Genomic DNA, 18,033 nt, shown 5'->3' with positions numbered 1-18,033 from the left:
CGGGCGCCCCTTTTTCATGCGCTGGATCTCTTGAAGCGCCGGGCCGCGGCCGCGCCGATCGCCGCCGAGACGCCGACCACGGCGGTGGCGACCAGGCCGACCTGCCCGGCGTCGGGCCCGATGGTGGCCATCCGGCCGTCGCCCAGCGGGCCGCCGGACATGTCGGCCAGCACGCCCAGCACGATGCCGGCGGCGGGACCGGCGATCAGACCGCCGCCGAGCAGCAGCGACCACGGGGTGTCGGGGGTCTTCGGCTTCGCCGGCGGACGTGTCGACCCGGGGCGGCGGCGGACCTCCGGCGGCGGGGCCTGCTCGGCCTCACGGTGGACGCGCAGGGTGAGCATCCAGCCGGCGGCCAGGCCGGCCAGCACCGGGATCGACAGCAGGAGCGCCCCGAGCGCGCCCATCGGCCCGTTCGGCAGGCCGGCCAGCAGCGGCAGGGTGGGCAGCGGCCCGACGGTCACCTCGGTCAGCCGCACCACCGATCCGGTGCCGAGGGCGAAGCCGGGGCCGAGCAGATAGGCCGCGGCCCAGATCACGCCGTTCACCCCGTAGGCCAGGCTCAGCAGGGTGATGCCGGCCTGCCCGGCCACGCCGGTGTTGTAGGCGGAGATCATGTCGGCCGCCTGCCCGCCGCCGACCGCGACGGCCAGGCCGGTGACCGCGGCGCCGGCCGCGAGGATCAACAACGCCGCCAGTACGCCGGTACGCAGCCCATGCCGCAGGACGGCCGGCATCCGCTGCGCCCAGCGGGCCAGCGCCCCGGTGCCGCGCACCGAGCCCGCGAAGGCGGCCAGCCCGCCCAGGACGAAGAAGTTGATCGCGGCCCGGCCCGGCGTGACCTCGGTGCCGCGCCCGTCGACCGCGAGCGCGGCCAGCGAGCCGAGCAGCGAATAGGTCAGGGCGATGGCGAACGCGACCGAGAGCGCTCCGGCCGTTGAGCCCGAGCGGCGGGCGCCGACGGCCCGGGTGACATGCAGCCCGGCCCGCTCCAGCCGCCAGAGGATGAGCGCGGTGAGCAGCAGCGGGGCCAGGCCGAGCGATCCGATCGAGGTGCCGATCGGCACGCCGTGCCCGAGCATCCAGCCGGCCAGCCCGGCGTGCGCGGCCCCGGCCAGCCCACCGGCGCCCTCGAGGGTGCGGGCCAGGCCGATCACGGCGGCCACGGGCAGGTAGGAGATCAGCGCGGCCCAGATGGTGGCGAAGCCGGCCGCCACCGGCAGCGGGGCCCGGCGGGCGCGCTCGGGCGGCGGGCGGCGCTGGGTGGGCAGCTTGACGGTCTCGCGGTTGCCGAGCGCCTTGTCGTCGACCAGGACGGTCTTCTGCTCGGTCGCTTCCTCGTCGTCGTTCGGATCGAACGCTTCGGTGTGACGCTCGATCGGCTCGGTGTTCCGCACGACCGGGGCATCCTGAACCGCCTCGGCGACCTTCTGGTCGTCCGAGTCGTCCGGGCGGGATGGCGTCGACATCGCGAACTACTTTTCCACGCCGGGGGCGGACCGGCGCTGTAGATACGACGGCGCGCCGTCAATCAATTGACGGCGCGCCAACGTGCGTACGGAAATCAGCTCATGACTTCGCGCATGAGACGGGCGGTCTCGCTCGGCGTCTTGCCGACCTTGACACCCGCGGCCTCGAGCGCCGCCTTCTTGGCGTCGGCGGTGCCGGCCGAGCCCGAGATGATCGCGCCGGCGTGACCCATGGTCTTGCCGGGAGGCGCGGTGAAGCCGGCGATGTAGCCGACGACCGGCTTGGTGACGTTCGCCTTGATGAACTCGGCGGCCCGCTCCTCGGCGTCGCCACCGATCTCACCGATCATGACGATGGCGTCGGTCTCCGGGTCGTCCTGGAACGCCTTGAGCGCGTCGATGTGGGTGGTCCCGATGATCGGGTCGCCACCGATGCCGACGGCGGTCGAGAAGCCGAAGTCCCGCAGCTCGTACATGAGCTGGTAGGTCAGCGTGCCGCTCTTGCTGACCAGGCCGATGCGGCCGCCCGGGGTGATGTCGGCCGGGATGATGCCGGCGTTCGAGGCGCCGGGCGACGCGATGCCGGGGCAGTTCGGCCCGATGATCCGGGTCTTCTGGCCACGGTCGATGTTGTACGCCCAGAAGGCGGCCGAGTCCTGCACCGGCACACCCTCGGTGATCACCACGGCGAGCGGGATCTCGGCGTCGATCGCCTCGACCACCGCCGACTTGGTGAACGCCGGCGGGACGAAGATGACCGACACGTCGGCGCCGGTCTCCTTCATCGCCTCGGCCACGGTCGCGAAGACGGGCAGCTCGGTGCCGTCGAAGTCGACCTTGGTGCCGGCCTTGCGCGGGTTGACACCGCCGACCACCTGGGTGCCGGCGGCGAGCATCCGCTTGGTGTGCTTGGAGCCCTCCGAGCCGGTGATGCCCTGGACGATGACCTTCGAGTCCTTGGTAAGCCAGATCGCCATTACGTCACTTCCCCGCAGCCGCGAGCTCGGCGGCGCGCTCGGCCGCTCCGTCCATCGTGTCCACCCGCTCGACCAGCGGGTTGTTCGCTCCGTCGAGGATGGCCCGGCCGGCCTCGGCGTTGTTGCCGTCGAGGCGTACCACGAGCGGCTTGGTGACGGTCTCGCCGCGCTCGGCGAGCAGGGCGAGGGCCTGGATGATGCCGTTCGCGACCGCGTCGCAGGCGGTGATGCCGCCGAAGACGTTCACGAAGACCGACTTCACGGCCGGGTCGCCGAGGACGATCTCGAGGCCGTTCGCCATCACCTGGGCGCTCGCGCCGCCACCGATGTCGAGGAAGTTGGCCGGCTTGACGTTGCCGTGCTTCTCACCCGCGTAGGCCACCACGTCGAGGGTGGACATGACCAGGCCGGCGCCGTTGCCGATGATGCCGACCTCGCCGTCCAGCTTGACGTAGTTGAGGTTCTTGGCCTTGGCCGCCTGCTCCAGCGGGTCGACCGCGGACTGGTCGACCAGCGCCTCGTGGTCGGGGTGCCGGAACGCCGCGTTCTCGTCCAGCGTGATCTTGGCGTCCAGCAGCAGCACCCGGCCGTCGCCGACCTTGGCCAGCGGGTTGACCTCGACCAGGGTGGCGTCCTCGGCCACGAAGGCCTGCCAGAGCTTCACCGCGATCTCGACGACCTGGTCGGCCACCTCGGCCGGGTACTGGGCCGCGGCCACGATCTCGCGGGCCTTGGCCTCGTCGACGCCCTTGGTGGCGTCGATGGCGATCTTGGCGACCCGGTCCGGCTGCTCCTCGGCCACCGTCTCGATCTCCATGCCGCCGGCGACGCTGGCGATGCAGAGGAAGGTGCGGTTCGCGCGGTCGAGCAGGTAGGAGAAGTAGTACTCCTCCTTGATGTCGGCCGTCTCGGCCAGCATCACCTTTCCGACCGTGTGGCCCTTGATGTCCATGCCCAGGATGTCGGTCGCCCGGGCCTCGGCCTCGTCGGCGCCGTCGGCCAGCTTGACGCCGCCCGCCTTGCCGCGGCCGCCGACCTTGACCTGCGCCTTGACGACGACCTTGCCGCCGAGCCGCTCGGCGATCGCCCGGGCCTCCTGCGGGGTCTCGGCGACGCCGCCGCCCAGCACGGGCAACCCGTGCCGTTCGAACAGGTCACGCCCCTGATACTCGAACAGGTCCACGTGTCTCCTTTCGCTCGCGACGCCAAGCGCCGGCAAGCCGCACCGTTGCGTCCCGACCTGTGTGCGCGCGGCGAACGAAAGTCGCCGGCGTGAAGAATGTCCGGCCCTGCGAGGCCTTCATTCGCAGACTAGCGACCGGAACGGGTGCTCCGAAGGCGCGGGTGCGCGGTGTGCAAGACCACACACCCGGGGCGTGAGGGGCTGGTGGTACGGGGTCACGCCAGCGGTACCCGATGGTTCGCGAAATAGGCGACCGCCTGGAGGATCTCGGCCTCTTTCTTGTCGGCGAAGGTCAGCGTGGCGGTGAGCCCGCTGCCGTAGATCAGGTTCAGGCTGCTCGCGTCCACCGCCGTGAAGGCGCCCAGGCTGTCGTTCACGCGCGGATCGCGCGGGTGCACGACCAGCATTTTCTCGACGAACCAGCGCCGCCGGCTGATCAGCCCGATGTGCTCCCAGGGCAGCCAGACGGCCTGGCCCCGGGTCGGCCGGGTCTTGATCCAGAGGCCGGCCGGCCCGACCGCGAGCACCGGGCCGCCGCTGGCGACGAGCCAGACGATGCCGCCGACCCAGACGAAGAACAGGGCCCCGATCACCAACGGGACGGCGATCAGCGCCGCCCACTGGACGTCGTCCTCGCCGAGGCTGGCCAGACCGAACAGGCAGAGCGTGAACAGCCAGATGAACGCGCTGGAGGCGCCGACGAAGCCGAGGCGCTTGGCGAGGTGGGGACGGACGACGAAGGGCTGGTCGTCAGGGATGCGCTTGACGACGGGGTACGGGGCGGTCACGGCGCGACAGGCTAGACCACCCGGGTGACCCCGGCGCGATTTCCCCCGTAACCCCCTTTTGGGGGCGTCGTTGATTGTGGTGTCGGAGCGCTACGGCGCACCGGCGCGAAGGCGGCCGATGCCCTGTCGGTCGAGGGGTGGCGGCGGGGCATCGTGCATGAGAGGCCGGACGTGTGAGGGGTGCGTCCGGCCTCTCCCCTTGCCCCTTGCCCCTTGGCCCCTTGGTAGGATCTCCGCTGGTCAAGCCACCGGCGATGAGACATTGGCGCGTACCCATTCGACGATGGACGCGGTGGTGGCTCCCGGAGTGAAGATGTGCGCCACTCCCAGCTTTTCCAATTCGGTGATGTCGTCGGCCGGAATGATGCCTCCGCCGAATACGACGACATCGCTTGCGTCACGCTCCGCCAGCAGTTCGATTACGCGGCGGAACAATGTCATGTGGGCGCCGGACAGAACGGACAAACCGATCGCGTCGGCGTCCTCCTGAATGGCGGTCTCGACGATCTGCTCCGGCGTCTGGTGCAGGCCGGTGTAGACCACTTCCATACCCGCGTCGCGCAGCGCGCGAGCCACCACCTTGGCCCCGCGGTCGTGCCCGTCCAGCCCGGGCTTCGCTACGACGACCCTGATCCGTGCCTGCATCCTGACCCTCCGTGCCGCTGACCGCGATGTCACCTGAACGAACGGTAACCCGCGCCGGGGCCGCGGGGTAGCGGCGGTCACATAACAGTGATCACCCGGCGTGATGGGAAATGTATTCTGCGTCACCTTACTTTGTGCTTCTCATGCAATCACACCGCGTGTGCGAACAGTTCACCAGGGAAAGACCACGAATTCGGACATTCGCTGCGCAATGCGGACCAGGAACTGTCAGCGAATTGGCGCTGCGACTTGTGACGCGGCTGCCGTTTCGTTACCGTGGCTCCCGGCTGTCAACCGGTTAACGCCGATCCGACAGCACGGAAGACCTGGTTCACCGGCAATTAGGTGGGCCCGCGTCACCGACGTTTTGCCACCGACGGAGGGTTGTTCGTGCGCCAGCGCTTGTCGTCTGAGCCCGATCGCTATCGCGGCCGACGCCGCGTACCCACCCCTCCCCGCAGCCGCTACGCCGTCGCCGTCACCTCGGCCTTCGTCGGAGCCGGAGTCGTGGCCCTGGGCGCCGCGGCCAACATGCCCGACACCAAGCAGGTCGACACCGAGGTTCTGAAGAGCCTCCAGAGCGCTCAGGTCGCCGACGCCGTCGCCGACCGCGCCACCGACGAGACCGCCGCCTCGCGCAGCGACAGCCGCGACTCGGCCGCCAAGCAGAACGTCAGCGCCGAGCAGGCCACCGAGGACGTGTGGCTGCTCCCCCTCGACGACTACGTCTTCACCTCGCCCTACGGCGTCCGGTGGGGCAAGCTGCACGCCGGCATCGACCTGACCGCCCCCGAGGGCATGCCCTACAAGTCGGTGCACGCCGGCGAGGTCACCCAGGCCGGCTACAACGGCGGCTACGGCTACTCGGTCACCGTGAGGAACGACGACGGCACCGAGGTCATCTACGCCCACTCGCGCCGCGTACTGGTCAACGTCGGTGACAAGGTGAAGGCCGGTCAGGTGCTCGGCGAGGTCGGCAACACCGGAGCCTCGTACGGCGTACACCTGCACCTCGAGATCCACGTGAACGGCGCGCCGACCGACCCGATCCCGTTCCTGCGCGAGCGCGGCGTCGACATCAAGCTCCAGGTCGAGTCGGTGTACGCCGGCATGGCCGCCGCCTCCTGATTTTTCTTCCCGGGGTGCCGGATGGTTGCCCCTCGGTAGGCGTTGCGTTTCCCGCCACCCGGGTGGCTCAGTGCATGCCCCAGTGGGCCGACAGGCAGATGTCGGTCATCAACTGGGGAGGTCCTGCCGCGTGCCGAATCGAGTCGAGTTCTCCGGCGGACGTCACCGCCGGGAGACGGTACGCCGGCACGTCGCCCTGCCCTTCGCCCTCGCCGGCCGCCGTACGCGCAACGCGGCCCTGACCGTCGCCCTCGGCGTCGCCCTCGCCACCGGCATCACCGGCGGGGTGGCCGCCGCGGCCTCGTCGTGGCAGGAAGCCCCGGCCGACGTTCCCGTACCCATCGCCGCCGACTTCGGCAGCGGCGACGAGTACGTGCCGGGCGACCCGTTCCTGGCGGGCGACGCGGCGGCGCCTCCCGTGGGTGACATCGCCATGCAGTCCGCCGGTCAGAAGAAGCGGCCCAAGCCGGTCGTGGCGGCCGCCGCGGCGCCGAAGGTGGCCGAGCCCGGCGCGGCCTGGGTCAACCCGAACCCGTCGGGCCGGGTGACCTCCTGCTTCGGCCCGCGCTGGGGCCGGCTGCACGCGGGCGTCGACATCGCCGGCCCGCACGGCTCACCCATCCTCGCGGCGGGCGCCGGCGTGGTCGTCCGCGCGGGCGCGGCCGCCGGTTACGGCAACGCCGTGCTCATCGACCACGGCAACGGCTATCTCACCCACTACGGGCACATGTCGGTGATCGCCGTGGCCGACGGCCAGCACGTGGCCGCCGGCCAGCGGATCGGCGACGAGGGCTCGACCGGCCACTCCACCGGGCCCCACCTGCACTTCGAGGTGCACGTGGGCCACTACAAGAACCCGATCGAGCCCACCCGCTGGCTGCACGAGCACGGCGTACAGCTGCCTGGCTGTTAGATCTTCTCGATGGGCGCGTGCCGGAGGACCAGCCACATCACCTGATCGCCGAAGTCGATCTGAGCGCGGGCGCCGGGACCCTGCCCCTCGACGGTGACGACCCGGCCCAGGCCGTAACGCTGGTGGTTGACCCGGTCGCCGGCCGACACCTTGGGCGCCTGGGGCAGCTCGCTCGCGGTCGAGAGCTTGCTGCCGTCGATGCCGAGGCGGCTCGCGAGCTGCTGCGCTTTCGGCGTGCCGCCGGAGAAGCCGCCACCCCGGGAGCGGTCGCCACCGGCGCGGCCACCGACGCCACCACCAGTGCCCGACCAGGAGGTGTAGTTGCCGGCCGTACGCTCCCAGCGGATCAGCTCGGGCGGAAGCTCCGCCGTGAAACGCGAGGGCGGGTTGTACTGCGGCTGGCCCCACGCTCCGCGGGTGACCGCGCGGGAAAGGTAGAGCCGCTGGCGGGCGCGGGTGATCCCCACATAGGCCAGGCGGCGCTCCTCCTCGAGCTCGTTGTTGTCGCCGAGCGCGCGGGTGTGCGGGAAGACGCCGTCCTCGAGACCGGTCAGGAAGACCACCGGGAACTCGAGGCCCTTGGCCGTGTGCAGTGTCATCAGGGTGACCACGCCCTGGTGGTCGGGGTCGTCGCTCGGGATCTGGTCGGCGTCGGCCACCAGCGCGACCTGCTCGAGGAAGCCGGCCAGGGTCGCGGCCGGGGCCTCACCCTCCTCGGCGTCCTCGGCCTGGGCCTCGACGCGCTCGGTGTACTCCCGGGCGACGCTGACGAGCTCCTGAAGGTTCTCCACCCGGCCCTGGTCCTGCGGGTCGAGGCTCTCCTCGAGCTCGGAGAGCAGGCCCGAGCGCTGGAGCACCGACTCGAGCACCTCCTCGGGCGGGGCCGTGCGGGACAGCTCGCGCAGGTCGTCGAGGAGCTGGACGAAGTCGCCGATGCTGTTGGCGGCCCGGGTCGAGATGCCCGGAGCGTCCTTGGCGTGGCGCAGCGCCTGGCCGAACGAGATGCGGTCGCGGGCCGAGAGCGCCTCGACGCAGGCCTCGGCCCGGTCGCCGATGCCGCGCTTGGGGGTGTTGAGGACGCGGCGGATGCTCACCGTGTCGTCGTCGTTCACCACCGCGCGCAGGTAGCCCAGCGCGTCACGGACCTCCTTGCGCTCGTAGAAGCGCACCCCGCCGACCACCTTGTAGGGCAGGCCGACGCGGATGAACACCTCCTCGAACACACGGGACTGCGCGTTGGTGCGGTAGAAGACGGCGACGTCGCCCGGGCGAGCGTCACCGCGGTCGGTGAGGCGGTCGATCTCGCGGGCCACCCAGTCGGCCTCGGCGTGCTCGGTGTCGGCGACATAGCCGACGATCTGCTCGCCCGCGCCCTGGTCGCTCCAGAGCCGCTTGGGCTTGCGGGAGGTGTTGCGGTCGATCACCGCGTTGGCCGCCGACAGGATCGTCTGGGTGGAGCGGTAGTTCTGCTCCAGCAGGATCGTGCGGGCGTCGGGGTAGTCGCGCTCGAACTCGAGGATGTTGCGGATGGTGGCGCCGCGGAACGCGTAGATCGACTGGTCGGCGTCACCGACCACGCACAGCTCCCCCGGTGGCACCTCTCCCCCGTGCTCCCCGACCAGGGCCTTCACCAACATGTACTGCGCGTGGTTGGTGTCCTGGTATTCGTCGACCAGCACGTGGCGGAAGCGGCGACGGTACGTCTCCACGACATGCGGGTGTGACTGGAACAGGTGGACGGTCGCCATGATGATGTCGTCGAAGTCGAGCGCGTGCGCCTCGCGGAGGCGGCGCTGATAGAGCTCGTACGCCTCGGCGATGGCCCTCTCGTTGGGACCCTTGGCCTTCTCCTTGAACTCCTCGGGCTCGATCAGCTCGTTCTTGAGGTTGGAGACCTGGGCCGCCAGGCCGCGCGCCGTGTATCTCTTCGGGTCGAGGTCGAGCTCGCGGACCACGAGCTGCATGAGCCGGCGCGAGTCATCGGCGTCGTAGATCGAGAAGGTGCTCTTGAGCCCGGCGTGCTCGTGCTCGGCGCGCAGAATGCGGACGCACGCCGAGTGAAAGGTCGAGACCCACATCAACCGGGCACGCGGGCCGACGAGGTGGGCGACCCGCTCTTTCATCTCGCCGGCGGCCTTGTTGGTGAAGGTGATCGCGATGATCTCGCCGGGATGCACGTCGCGCGCGGCCAGCAGATAGGCGATGCGGTGGGTCAGCACCCGGGTCTTGCCCGAGCCGGCGCCGGCCACGATGAGCAGCGGCGAGCCGGCGTGGGTCACGGCGTCGCGCTGAGGACCGTTCAGGCCGGTCAGCAGCGACTCGGGGTCGAGCCCGCGCGGTTTCGGGCGCGGGGGCCTCGGCGCCTCGGGCTCCCGCACAGCGGGCATCGCGAACAGGGCACCGTCGGAGGTTTCAGAGGAAGGTCGCATCGCGGGGGCAAGTCTATGCCGACCCACCGACAAGAATCGCCGTCGTCCACCGGGGCCTGAGTTATCCACAGGTTTCGGCCAACCGGTAGCGCGCACACCCATCGATGCACCAGGCTGTCGAGGTCGGCCGACCCTCACCTTGATCGGGAGTTGAGCACTATGGACCGTCTACGCCATCTCGCCGTCCCGGCCCTGGCGCTGGCCGTCGTCGCCGCCCTGCCGCTCGCCCGGCCCACGCCCAGCGCCGCCGCGCCGCCGGAGTTCGCGCCGGTCAGCGTCTCGGCCGGCCTACCCAAGGGCGCGGCCGTCAAGGGACAGTTCCTCAGCTACAACGACTTCCACGGCGCGATCGACCCGCCCAGCGGCAGCGGCGCCGTGGTCAACGCGTCCGGCACGAGCACGCCCGCGGGCGGTGTCGAATATCTGGCTACTTATCTGAAGAAGCTGCGGGCCGAGGCCAAGGCCGAGGGCCGTCAGACGCTGACCGTCGGCGCGGGCGACCTGATCGGCGCCACCCCGCTGGTGAGCGCGGCCTTCCACGACGAGCCGACGATCGAGCTGATGAACCAGGTCGGTCTCCAGGTCAGCTCGGTGGGCAACCACGAGTTCGACGAGGGCGTCGACGAGCTGATCCGCATGCAGCGCGGTGGCTGTCACCCGGTCGACGGCTGCCAGGACGGCGACGGCTTCGGCGGGGCGAAATTCACTTATCTGGCGGCCAACACGATCGACAACAAGACCGGCCTGCCGATCCTGCCGCCGATCGACATCAAGCTGGTGAACGGCGTTCCGGTCGGCTTCGTCGGCATGACCCTCGAGGGCACGCCCGGCATCGTCAACCCGGCCGGCATCAAGAACGTGCACTTCACCGACGAGATCCAGACCGCCAACAAGTGGAGCAACGTGCTCAAGCTGTTCGGCGTGAAGGCCCAGGTGCTGCTGGTGCACGAGGGCGGCTCGCAGGGCACGGCCACACCGACGCCCGGCGTCTCCGACTGCACCAACTTCTCCGGGCCGATCGTGCCGATCGTGGCCGGGCTCAACCCCGAGTTCGGTCTGGTCGTCTCCGGGCACACCCACCGGTTCTACTCGTGCACGCTGCCCAACAAGAAGGGCACGTCGGTGGTGACCAGCGCCGGCACCAACGGCCAGCTGATCACCGACATCGACTACACGATCGACAGGCGCAGCGGCCGGTTCGCCGAGATCACCGCGAAGAACGTGATCGTCGAGAACGGCGTGGCCGACGGGCAGGGCGGCTGGAAGCGGGACGCGAACGGCGTCTACCTGAAGAACCCCGACACGGTCGACGCCGGTGCCAAGAAGATCGCCGACAAATACCGCACGGCGGTCGCGCCGATCGCCAACCGCGTCGTCGGCTCGATCACGGCCGACATCACCCGCACGGCGACGCCGGCCGGCGAGACCCCGCTGGGCGACGTGATCGCGGACGCCCAGTTGGCATATACGCGGGCCGGCGGGGCGCAGATCGCGCTGATGAACCCGGGCGGCATCCGGGCCGACTTCGACGCCGAGGCGTCGGCCGGCGGCGAGGCCAACGGCCAGGTGACATATGGCGAGGCGTTCACCGTCCAGCCGTTCAACAACCTGGTGGTGACGCAGACCTTCACCGGGGCCCAGATCAAGACGGTGCTGGAGCAGCAGTTCGCCGGCTTCCAGGGGCAGACCACGACCAAGATCCTTCAGGTGTCGGCCGGCTTCACCTACACGTGGAGCGCCTCGGCCGCGCTCGGCTCGAAGATCTCGAACCTGGCCTTCAACGGCACGCCGATCGACCCCGCCGCCTCCTACCAGGTCACCACGAACGACTTCCTGGCCAACGGCGGTGACGGCTTCAGCGCACTGACCGCCGGCACCGGTCGCACGACCGCTCCGGGCTTCGACATCGACGCCCTGGTCGCCTATCTGGGAGCGGCCCCGGTCGCCCCGGGCCCGACCAACCGCATCAGTACGACGGCCTGACCGCCGCGCCTCGGACCGGTCCGCCCCGCGCGGACCGGTCATGCGCCGCGCGGACCGGTCATGCGCCGCGCGGACCGGTCATGCGTTGCGCGGTGCGGTCATGTGTTGCCCGGGGCGGTCCTGCGCGGCGCGGGTCGGTCAGAAGAGTTCGAGGCCGCCGCCGGAGGCGGTGGTCTCGGGCTGGGGCTGGCCGGTCTGGTCGGGGGCCAGCTGGTCGATCTGGGCGATGGCCGCCTGGACCTGGGAGATCAGGCCGCTGATGCTGTGCTGCTGGTCGTCGGCCACCGAGCGGACCTGGTCGATGGCGGCGCGGACGCTGGCGATGCCGTCGGTCATGGTGGCCACGGCGCTCGAGACGTCGGTGGCGCTCGCGGTCAGGGCGCCCAGCGTGGTCGTGATGCGGTCGGCCGAGGTGGACGTGTCGTCGGCCAGCTTGCGGACCTCGTCGGCCACGACTGCGAAGCCCTCGCCGGCCTGGCCGGCCCGGGCGGCCTCGATCGTGGCGTTCAGGGCGAGCATGCGGGTCTGGCCGGCGATCTGGGCGATCACCGCGACCATCTCGGCCGCGGCGGGCAGGCTGACACCCAGCGCCTCGGCCGCCCGGTCGGCCTGGGCCGCGTGGTCGGCCATCTGCTCGGTCGCCGAGTGGGCCGCGGCCGCGCCCGCGTTGATGTTCTGCACCGACTCGCGGACCGTGTCGACCTCGTGGACGGCGTCGCCGAGCTGATAGGCGATGCCGCCGATGATCTGCTCCGACTCGGCCTGCACCCGGCGCAGGGTCTCGTCCCGGGCGTGCTCGTCGGCCGTCAACTGCTCCTCCCGCAGCGCCTCGGCGCGCGCCCGCTCCTCGGTGATCTCGGCGTCCTGCGCCTCGAAGGACGCGAGCATGCCGTTCACCGCGGCGCCGAGCGCGCTCAGGTCCGGATGCGACGAGCCGGGCAGCCGGCCGTGCAGGTCGCGGGACTCCATGATCTCCTCGGCGGCCCGCCGCAGCGGCTGCACCTCGTCGCGGACGGTGCCGCGGACCACCCGGCCCAGCGCCGCCTTGAGGATGATCATCGTCAGGACGATGACGATCCCGATCGCGATCAAGGTGCGCACCGCCGCGGTGTGCACCGGGCGCTCCTCGAGGATCTGGAACGTGACCCCGGCGCCGTCGACGCCGGTGACCGTGGTCTGCACGGCCACCTCGTCGCCGACCACGGCGGTGTCCACCCGCAGGGTGCCGATCAGGCTGTTCAGATCGTCGTGCCGCACCCGGCCCTTGATCGGGGCGTCCCGCAGCGTGGTCGTGTCCTCGGTGCTCTCCTCCAGCATGCCGAGACCGGTGGCGTCGAGCGCGCGGAGCAGGATCAGCGACCCGGACGACGTTCCGCCGCCGCCCCGCTCGTAGATCGGGAGGCTGCAGAAGATCGTCGGGGTGCCGGTCGCGGAGGTGACCCCGCAGTGGGCCGACCCGGCCGTCGCGCCGGTGTCGACCAGGGTCCTGAGCACCGACGAGTCGCGCAGCTCGTCCGGCAGGTCGCCGTATCCCTCCGGGCCGAGCAGCCCGCCGACCGTCTTTGTCCCGTCCCGGCTCACGCCCACGACGCCGGAAAGCCCGTACAGGTCCCGCACCGTCGCGGGCGGGAAGTCGCCCTCGAAACCGGCCTGGTCGCCCTCGCCCACATGGGTGTGGACGCTGGTCCGCATGGAGTTGGTGATCCCGAAGTCGACGAGGCTCCGCGCCCGCTCGCTCAGCGCGACCCGCAGCTCCTCCGCCTCCTTGACCATCATCTTCTGTTCGACCCCGTTGAAGGCGCGCAGCGTGATCACCCAGACGGGCACCATGAGGACCACGAGCACCACCGCGAGCAGAGCGATGATCCGCAGCCGGCCCGGCGCCCGCAGCACTGTCGGCACGTCCACATGTTCAAGTTAGGCAACGTTGGAGAGCTGCTTGTACCGAATAGCCACGTTTGTGCAGGCAGGCGCCGGGAGTGGGAGCCGTCCCACGGATCGGGCGCTTTTCTTGCGGACTGGTTCCCGCCGGGGGCATACTCGGCACGTGATCCAGCAGGCGCGATTTTTCTATGGCAGCGGAAGCCCCGCGGCCATAGGACGCGTCTGAACGACAGACCTCCATCAAGCCCCGGGCCTCACCGCCCGGGGCTTGATGCTGCCCGGGCCGGGTCGACCGGGGCGCAAGCACCCGAGGAGCACGACATGACCGCCGACGTGGTGGACAACAAGACCGGTGACAGCGCTGCCCAGACGAGCGCGGCCGGGATGGACCTCAAGACCGGCGCCGCCGAGCCGCTGGCCGCGCACGAGATCAGCGCGATGCGCGAGCGGATCGACGAGATCGACCAGGCGATCATCGACCTCTGGCTGGAACGGGCCCGCCTCTCGCAGGAGGTCGGCCGCACCCGGATGGCCAGCGGTGGCACCCGCCTCGTCCTCTCCCGCGAGCGCGAGATCGTCGAGCGCTTCCGCGAGGCCCTGGGCGCGGACGGCGCCCAGGTCGCCCTGATGATCCTGCGCGCCGGGCGCGGCCCTCTCTGATCCTGCCGACGGGCGAGGACCCCGCCGTCGGGCCAAGACCCGGCCGTCGGGCCAGGACCTTACCGTCGGGCCAGGTCGAGCGTCTCCGCGAAGTGGCAGGCGCTCGGGTGCGGGGACCGCTCGCGGACCTGAAGGGTCGGCTCGTGGTCGGCGCAGCCGGGCTGGGCCTTCCAGCAGCGGGTGCGGAAGCGGCAGCCGGACGGCGGGTCGGCCGGTGAGGGCACGTCGCCCTCCAGGACGATGTGCCGCCGGTGACCGCGCAGGCGCGGGTCCGGCACCGGGACGGCCGACAGCAGGGCCTGGGTGTACGGATGGGTCGGCTGGTCGTAGATCGCCACGTGGCTGCCCGTCTCGACCACCTTGCCGAGGTACATCACGGCGATGCGGTCGGAGATGTGCCGGACCACCGACAGGTCGTGGGCGATGAAGACGTACGAGAGGCCGAAGTCGCGCTGGAGGCGCTCGAGCAGGTTGATCACCTGGGCCTGGATCGACACGTCGAGGGCGGACACCGGCTCGTCGCAGACGATGATCTCGGGGCGGAGGGCCAGCGCGCGGGCGATGCCGATGCGCTGGCGCTGACCGCCCGAGAACTGGTGCGGATAGCGGTTGAGGTGGTCGGGGTTGAGGCCGACCACATCGATCAGATCGCGCACCGCGCGCTCGCGGCCCTGCCGGGGCACCGCCTCCGGGTGGATCTCGAACGGCTCGCCGACGATGTCGCCGACGGTCATGCGCGGGTTCAGCGACGTGTACGGGTCCTGCATGACCATCTGGATGTTGCGGCGGGCGTGGCGCAGCGCCGGGCCGCGCAGGCGGATCATGTCGTCGCCGCGCACCCGGATCTCGCCGCTCGTGGGCTTCTCCAGGCCGACCAGCATCTTCGCCAGCGTCGACTTGCCGCAGCCGGACTCGCCGACGATGCCGAGGGTCTCGCCCCGGCGCAGGTGCAGGTCGACGCCGTCGACCGCCCGGACCGCGCCGGTCTTCTTCTTCAGGACGATGCCCTGGGTGATCGGGAAGTGCTTGACCAGGCCCCGCGCCTCGAGAACGACGTCAGACACCGAGGACCTCCCGGATGAAGTGGCAGCTGGCGATGCGCCGGGACGCGATCTGATAGGCGGGTGGCGGCGGATCCTGCCGGCAGACGTCCCGGGCGTAGGCGCACCGCGGGTGGAACGGGCAGCCCCGGGGCACGTCGGTCAGGGCCGGCGGCAGCCCGCGGATCACGTTGAGGCCGCGGCCCTTGAAGTCGAGGCGCGGGATCGATTCGAGCAGCGCCTTCGTGTACGGGTGGGCCGGGTGCGCGTAGATGTCGTAGACCGGCGCGTACTCGACGACCTTGCCCGCGTACATCACCGCGATGGTGTCGGCGACGTCGGCCACCACGCCCATGTCGTGCGTGATCAGCACCAGGCCCATGTTGCGCTCGCGCTGCACCTCGGCCAGCAGGCCCATGATCTGGGCCTGGACGGTGACGTCGAGGGCCGTGGTCGGCTCGTCGGCGATGAGCACGTCCGGGTCGAGGGCCAGCGCCATGGCGATCATGACGCGCTGGCGCATGCCGCCGCTGAACTGGTGCGGATAGTCGCCGACCCGGTTCTTGGCGTCGGGGATGCGCACCTGGTCGAGGAGCTCGACGGCGCGGCGCTTGGACTCCTGGCGGGACAGGCCACGATGCGTACGGAAAAGCTCGCCGATCTGAAATCCGACGCTGTAGACCGGGTTCAGGGCGCTCAGCGCGTCCTGGAAGATCATCGCGATCCGGTTGGCCCGGACCTCGCGGCGCTCGGTCTCCGGCAGCTTCAGCAGGTCGACGCCGCGGTAGAGCACCTCGCCCTTGGTCACGTGGGCCGGCGGCGAGTCGAGGATGCCCATGATCGCCTGGGCGGTGACCGACTTGCCGCAGCCCGACTCGCCCAGCACGGCCAGCGTCTCGCCGGGGCGCAGGATGAGGTTGACGCCGTTCACCGCGCGGGCCACGCCGTCGCGGGTGCGGAACTCCACGTGCATGTCGTTGACCTGGAGCAACGGGGCGTTCGGGTCGAAGTCCATATCGGTCACCGCAGCTTCGGGTCGAAGGCGTCGCGGATGGCGTCGCCGAGCATGATGAAGGCGAGCACCGTCACCGCGAGGAAGACCGAGGGCCAGATCAAAGGCGCCGCAGTCGTACGGATGTAGGGCCCGGCCTCGGCGATCGCGATGCCCCAGCTGATGGCGTCGCCCTTGAGCCCCACACCGAGGTACGACAGCGTCGACTCGCTGGCGATGTTGACGCCGAGCAGGATCGTCAGCACCACCAGGAACGGGCCGATCGAGTTGGGCAGGATGTGCCGGAACATCTGGCGCCCGGGGCTGGCCCCGAGCATGCGCGCCGCCGCCACGTAGTCCTGGCCCTTGGCCGAGATGACGGCCGAGCGCATCACCCGGGCCGACGTCGTCCAGCCGAGCAGCCCGAGGGTCAGGGTGACCGCCAGCAGGCCGTCGGCGTCCGGGTCGGCCGAGAACCGCTTGGCCAGCACGATCGCCGCCAGCAGGAACGGGACGCCGAGCATCACGTCGATGAAGCGGGACAGCACCGCGTCGAGCCAGCCGCCGTAATAGCCGGCGGCCAGGCCGAACAACAGGCCGATGACGCCGGCGATCAGGGTGGCGAACAGGCCGACGATCAGCGAGTCGCGCGCGCCGTAGATGGTCTTGGCGTAGACGTTGCAGCCCTGGAAGTCGTACCCGAAGGGCGCACCGCCGGCCGAGCCGGCGTTCTTGTGGGCCAGCACGCAGTCGCGCGGGTCGGCCGAGGTGAACAGCGACGGCCAGACCGCCATCAGCAGGATGACCGCGACCAGCACCGCCGCCACCCAGAAGATCTTGCTGGAGCGCAGGTCGAGCCACGCGTCACCGGCCAGGCTGCGCGGCTTGGCCGGCGAGCTGCCGTGGCGGGGGCGGGTCGGCGCCGGGCCGGGCGCCTCGGCCGCGGTGACGGCGTTGAGGTCACTCATAGCGGATCCTGGGGTCGAGAGCGGCGTACAGCAGGTCGACGATCAGGTTGATCACCAGGAAGACGATCACCAGAACGCTCACGAAGCCGACCACCAGCGGGCCGTCCTCGGCGCGGATGCCGCGGAACAGGTTGAAGCCGACGCCGGGGATGTTGAAGACGCCCTCGGTGACGATGGCGCCCGACATGAGGGCGCCGATGTCGACGCCGATCAGCGTGATCACCGGGATGAGCGAGTTGCGCAGCACGTGGGCGCCGATCACCCGCTTGTTCGTCAAACCCTTGGCCCGGGCCGTACGCACGTAGTCGGCCCGCATGTTCTCGGCCACCGAGGAGCGGGTGACCCGCAACTCGGTCGCGATCACCAGGGTGCCCAGCACCAGCGCGGGCAGCAGCAGGTCCCACAGCCCGGCGTCGCGGGTGACGGTCACCGGGAACCAGCCGAGCTGGACGCCGAAGACCACCTGGGCCACCGGGGCCAGCACCACGACCGGCAGGGCCAGCACGATCAGGGTGATCACCAGCGTGACGTTGTCGAACACGCCGCCGCGGCGGATGCCGGAGAGCACGCCGGCCGAGACCGCGATGACGGCCGCGATCAGGACCGCCAGCAGCGCCAGCTTGATCGTGATGGGCCAGGCCTCGGCCAGCATCTCGCTGATCGGGCGGCGCTGGGTCAGCGAGGTGCCGAGGTCGCCGGTGAGCAGGCCCCGCACGTAGTGCCAGTACTGCACGAGGAAGGGGTCGTCCAGGTGGTACTGCGCGTTCAGCGCGGCCCGCTGGCTCTCGCTGAGCGGGCGCTCGCCGACCAGGGCCTGATAGGGGTCGTCCTGGTTGGCGAACATCAGCGCGTACACGAGGAACGTGGCCCCGAAGAAGGTGAGCACCATCTGGAGCAGGCGCCGCACGATGTAGCGGAACATGTGGGTGAAGCCTCTTGGGCCGAAGGGGTGGAACACAGCGGTGGCGCCACGGT

General features: G+C 70.7%; 15 protein-coding genes. 4 read left to right on the top strand and 11 right to left on the bottom strand.

Annotated elements, in window-relative coordinates; genetic code table 11:
• Positions 1 to 14: 14 nt before the first annotated feature.
• The 5 genes from ACQP2X_RS04230 to icmB all read right to left on the bottom strand — a co-directional run bounded on the left by ACQP2X_RS04230 (position 15) and on the right by icmB (position 5,062).
• Positions 15 to 1,469, bottom strand: coding sequence for a cell division protein PerM (locus tag ACQP2X_RS04230; protein ID WP_498694446.1), 1,455 nt, complete (start codon positions 1,467 to 1,469; stop codon positions 15 to 17).
• Between the two features lie 95 nt (positions 1,470 to 1,564).
• Entirely contained in the window at positions 1,565 to 2,446 is an 882-nt protein-coding gene (gene sucD / locus ACQP2X_RS04225) for a succinate--CoA ligase subunit alpha (protein ID WP_097322687.1), read from the bottom strand.
• 4 nt (positions 2,447 to 2,450) lie between these two features.
• Complete coding sequence (gene sucC / locus ACQP2X_RS04220) at positions 2,451 to 3,629, bottom strand: ADP-forming succinate--CoA ligase subunit beta (RefSeq protein ID WP_498694445.1); 1,179 nt, start codon at positions 3,627 to 3,629, stop codon at positions 2,451 to 2,453.
• A gap of 215 nt (positions 3,630 to 3,844) precedes the next feature.
• Complete coding sequence (locus ACQP2X_RS04215; protein ID WP_498694444.1) at positions 3,845 to 4,417, bottom strand: hypothetical protein; 573 nt, start codon at positions 4,415 to 4,417, stop codon at positions 3,845 to 3,847.
• Positions 4,418 to 4,657: 240 nt separating this feature from the next.
• Positions 4,658 to 5,062 (bottom strand): coenzyme B12-dependent isobutyryl CoA mutase small subunit, encoded by a 405-nt coding sequence (gene icmB, locus ACQP2X_RS04210; RefSeq protein ID WP_097322690.1) that lies wholly within the window; start codon positions 5,060 to 5,062, stop codon positions 4,658 to 4,660.
• A gap of 390 nt (positions 5,063 to 5,452) precedes the next feature.
• Here icmB and ACQP2X_RS04205 point away from each other — a divergent pair, with 390 nt between their 5' ends.
• Positions 5,453 to 6,190 carry a M23 family metallopeptidase gene (locus ACQP2X_RS04205; RefSeq protein ID WP_498694443.1) on the top strand — a complete coding sequence of 246 codons (738 nt, stop codon included), beginning with the start codon at positions 5,453 to 5,455 and terminating at the stop codon, positions 6,188 to 6,190.
• A 130-nt stretch (positions 6,191 to 6,320) separates the two neighbouring features.
• Positions 6,321 to 7,103, top strand: coding sequence for a M23 family metallopeptidase (locus ACQP2X_RS04200; RefSeq protein WP_498694442.1), 783 nt, complete (start codon positions 6,321 to 6,323; stop codon positions 7,101 to 7,103).
• Here the strand turns inward: ACQP2X_RS04200 and pcrA are convergent.
• Positions 7,100 to 9,490 (bottom strand): DNA helicase PcrA, encoded by a 2,391-nt coding sequence (pcrA, locus tag ACQP2X_RS04195; protein ID WP_498694440.1) that lies wholly within the window; start codon positions 9,488 to 9,490, stop codon positions 7,100 to 7,102. The two genes, ACQP2X_RS04200 and pcrA, sit on opposite strands and share 4 nt — an antisense overlap.
• Positions 9,491 to 9,691: 201 nt before the next feature.
• Between pcrA and ACQP2X_RS04190 the strand changes: the two genes are divergently transcribed.
• On the top strand, positions 9,692 to 11,515 hold the full coding sequence (locus ACQP2X_RS04190) for a bifunctional metallophosphatase/5'-nucleotidase (protein WP_498694439.1): 1,824 nt from the start codon (positions 9,692 to 9,694) through the stop codon (positions 11,513 to 11,515).
• Positions 11,516 to 11,653: 138 nt separating this feature from the next.
• Here the strand turns inward: ACQP2X_RS04190 and ACQP2X_RS04185 are convergent, their stop codons facing one another.
• Positions 11,654 to 13,423: a methyl-accepting chemotaxis protein gene (locus ACQP2X_RS04185; RefSeq protein WP_498694438.1), complete on the bottom strand. Its 1,770-nt coding sequence runs from the start codon at positions 13,421 to 13,423 to the stop codon at positions 11,654 to 11,656.
• A 360-nt stretch (positions 13,424 to 13,783) separates the two neighbouring features.
• Here ACQP2X_RS04185 and ACQP2X_RS04180 point away from each other — a divergent pair, with 360 nt between their 5' ends.
• On the top strand, positions 13,784 to 14,059 hold the full coding sequence (locus ACQP2X_RS04180; RefSeq protein ID WP_245923386.1) for a chorismate mutase: 276 nt from the start codon (positions 13,784 to 13,786) through the stop codon (positions 14,057 to 14,059).
• A 59-nt stretch (positions 14,060 to 14,118) separates the two neighbouring features.
• On the opposite strand, the gene ACQP2X_RS04175 is transcribed toward ACQP2X_RS04180, so the two are convergent.
• Genes ACQP2X_RS04175 through ACQP2X_RS04160 form a run of 4 tightly spaced genes read right to left on the bottom strand, consistent with a single transcriptional unit; the run spans position 14,119 to position 17,980 of the window.
• Positions 14,119 to 15,123: an ABC transporter ATP-binding protein gene (locus ACQP2X_RS04175; RefSeq protein WP_498694436.1), complete on the bottom strand. Its 1,005-nt coding sequence runs from the start codon at positions 15,121 to 15,123 to the stop codon at positions 14,119 to 14,121.
• Positions 15,116 to 16,114, bottom strand: a complete 999-nt coding sequence (locus ACQP2X_RS04170; protein WP_498700804.1) for an ABC transporter ATP-binding protein — start codon at positions 16,112 to 16,114, stop codon at positions 15,116 to 15,118. Before ACQP2X_RS04170 ends, ACQP2X_RS04175 begins: the two co-directional genes overlap by 8 nt.
• Positions 16,115 to 16,119: 5 nt before the next feature.
• Positions 16,120 to 17,058, bottom strand: coding sequence for an ABC transporter permease (locus tag ACQP2X_RS04165; protein ID WP_498694434.1), 939 nt, complete (start codon positions 17,056 to 17,058; stop codon positions 16,120 to 16,122).
• Entirely contained in the window at positions 17,051 to 17,980 is a 930-nt protein-coding gene (locus ACQP2X_RS04160) for an ABC transporter permease (protein ID WP_498694432.1), read from the bottom strand. Before ACQP2X_RS04160 ends, ACQP2X_RS04165 begins: the two co-directional genes overlap by 8 nt.
• Positions 17,981 to 18,033 lie beyond the last annotated feature (53 nt).

This window comes from Actinoplanes sp. CA-131856 (genome assembly GCF_050956135.1).
In the GTDB taxonomy this organism is placed as follows: domain Bacteria; phylum Actinomycetota; class Actinomycetes; order Mycobacteriales; family Micromonosporaceae; genus Actinoplanes.
This window is presented reverse-complemented; position numbering and strand designations above follow the sequence as displayed.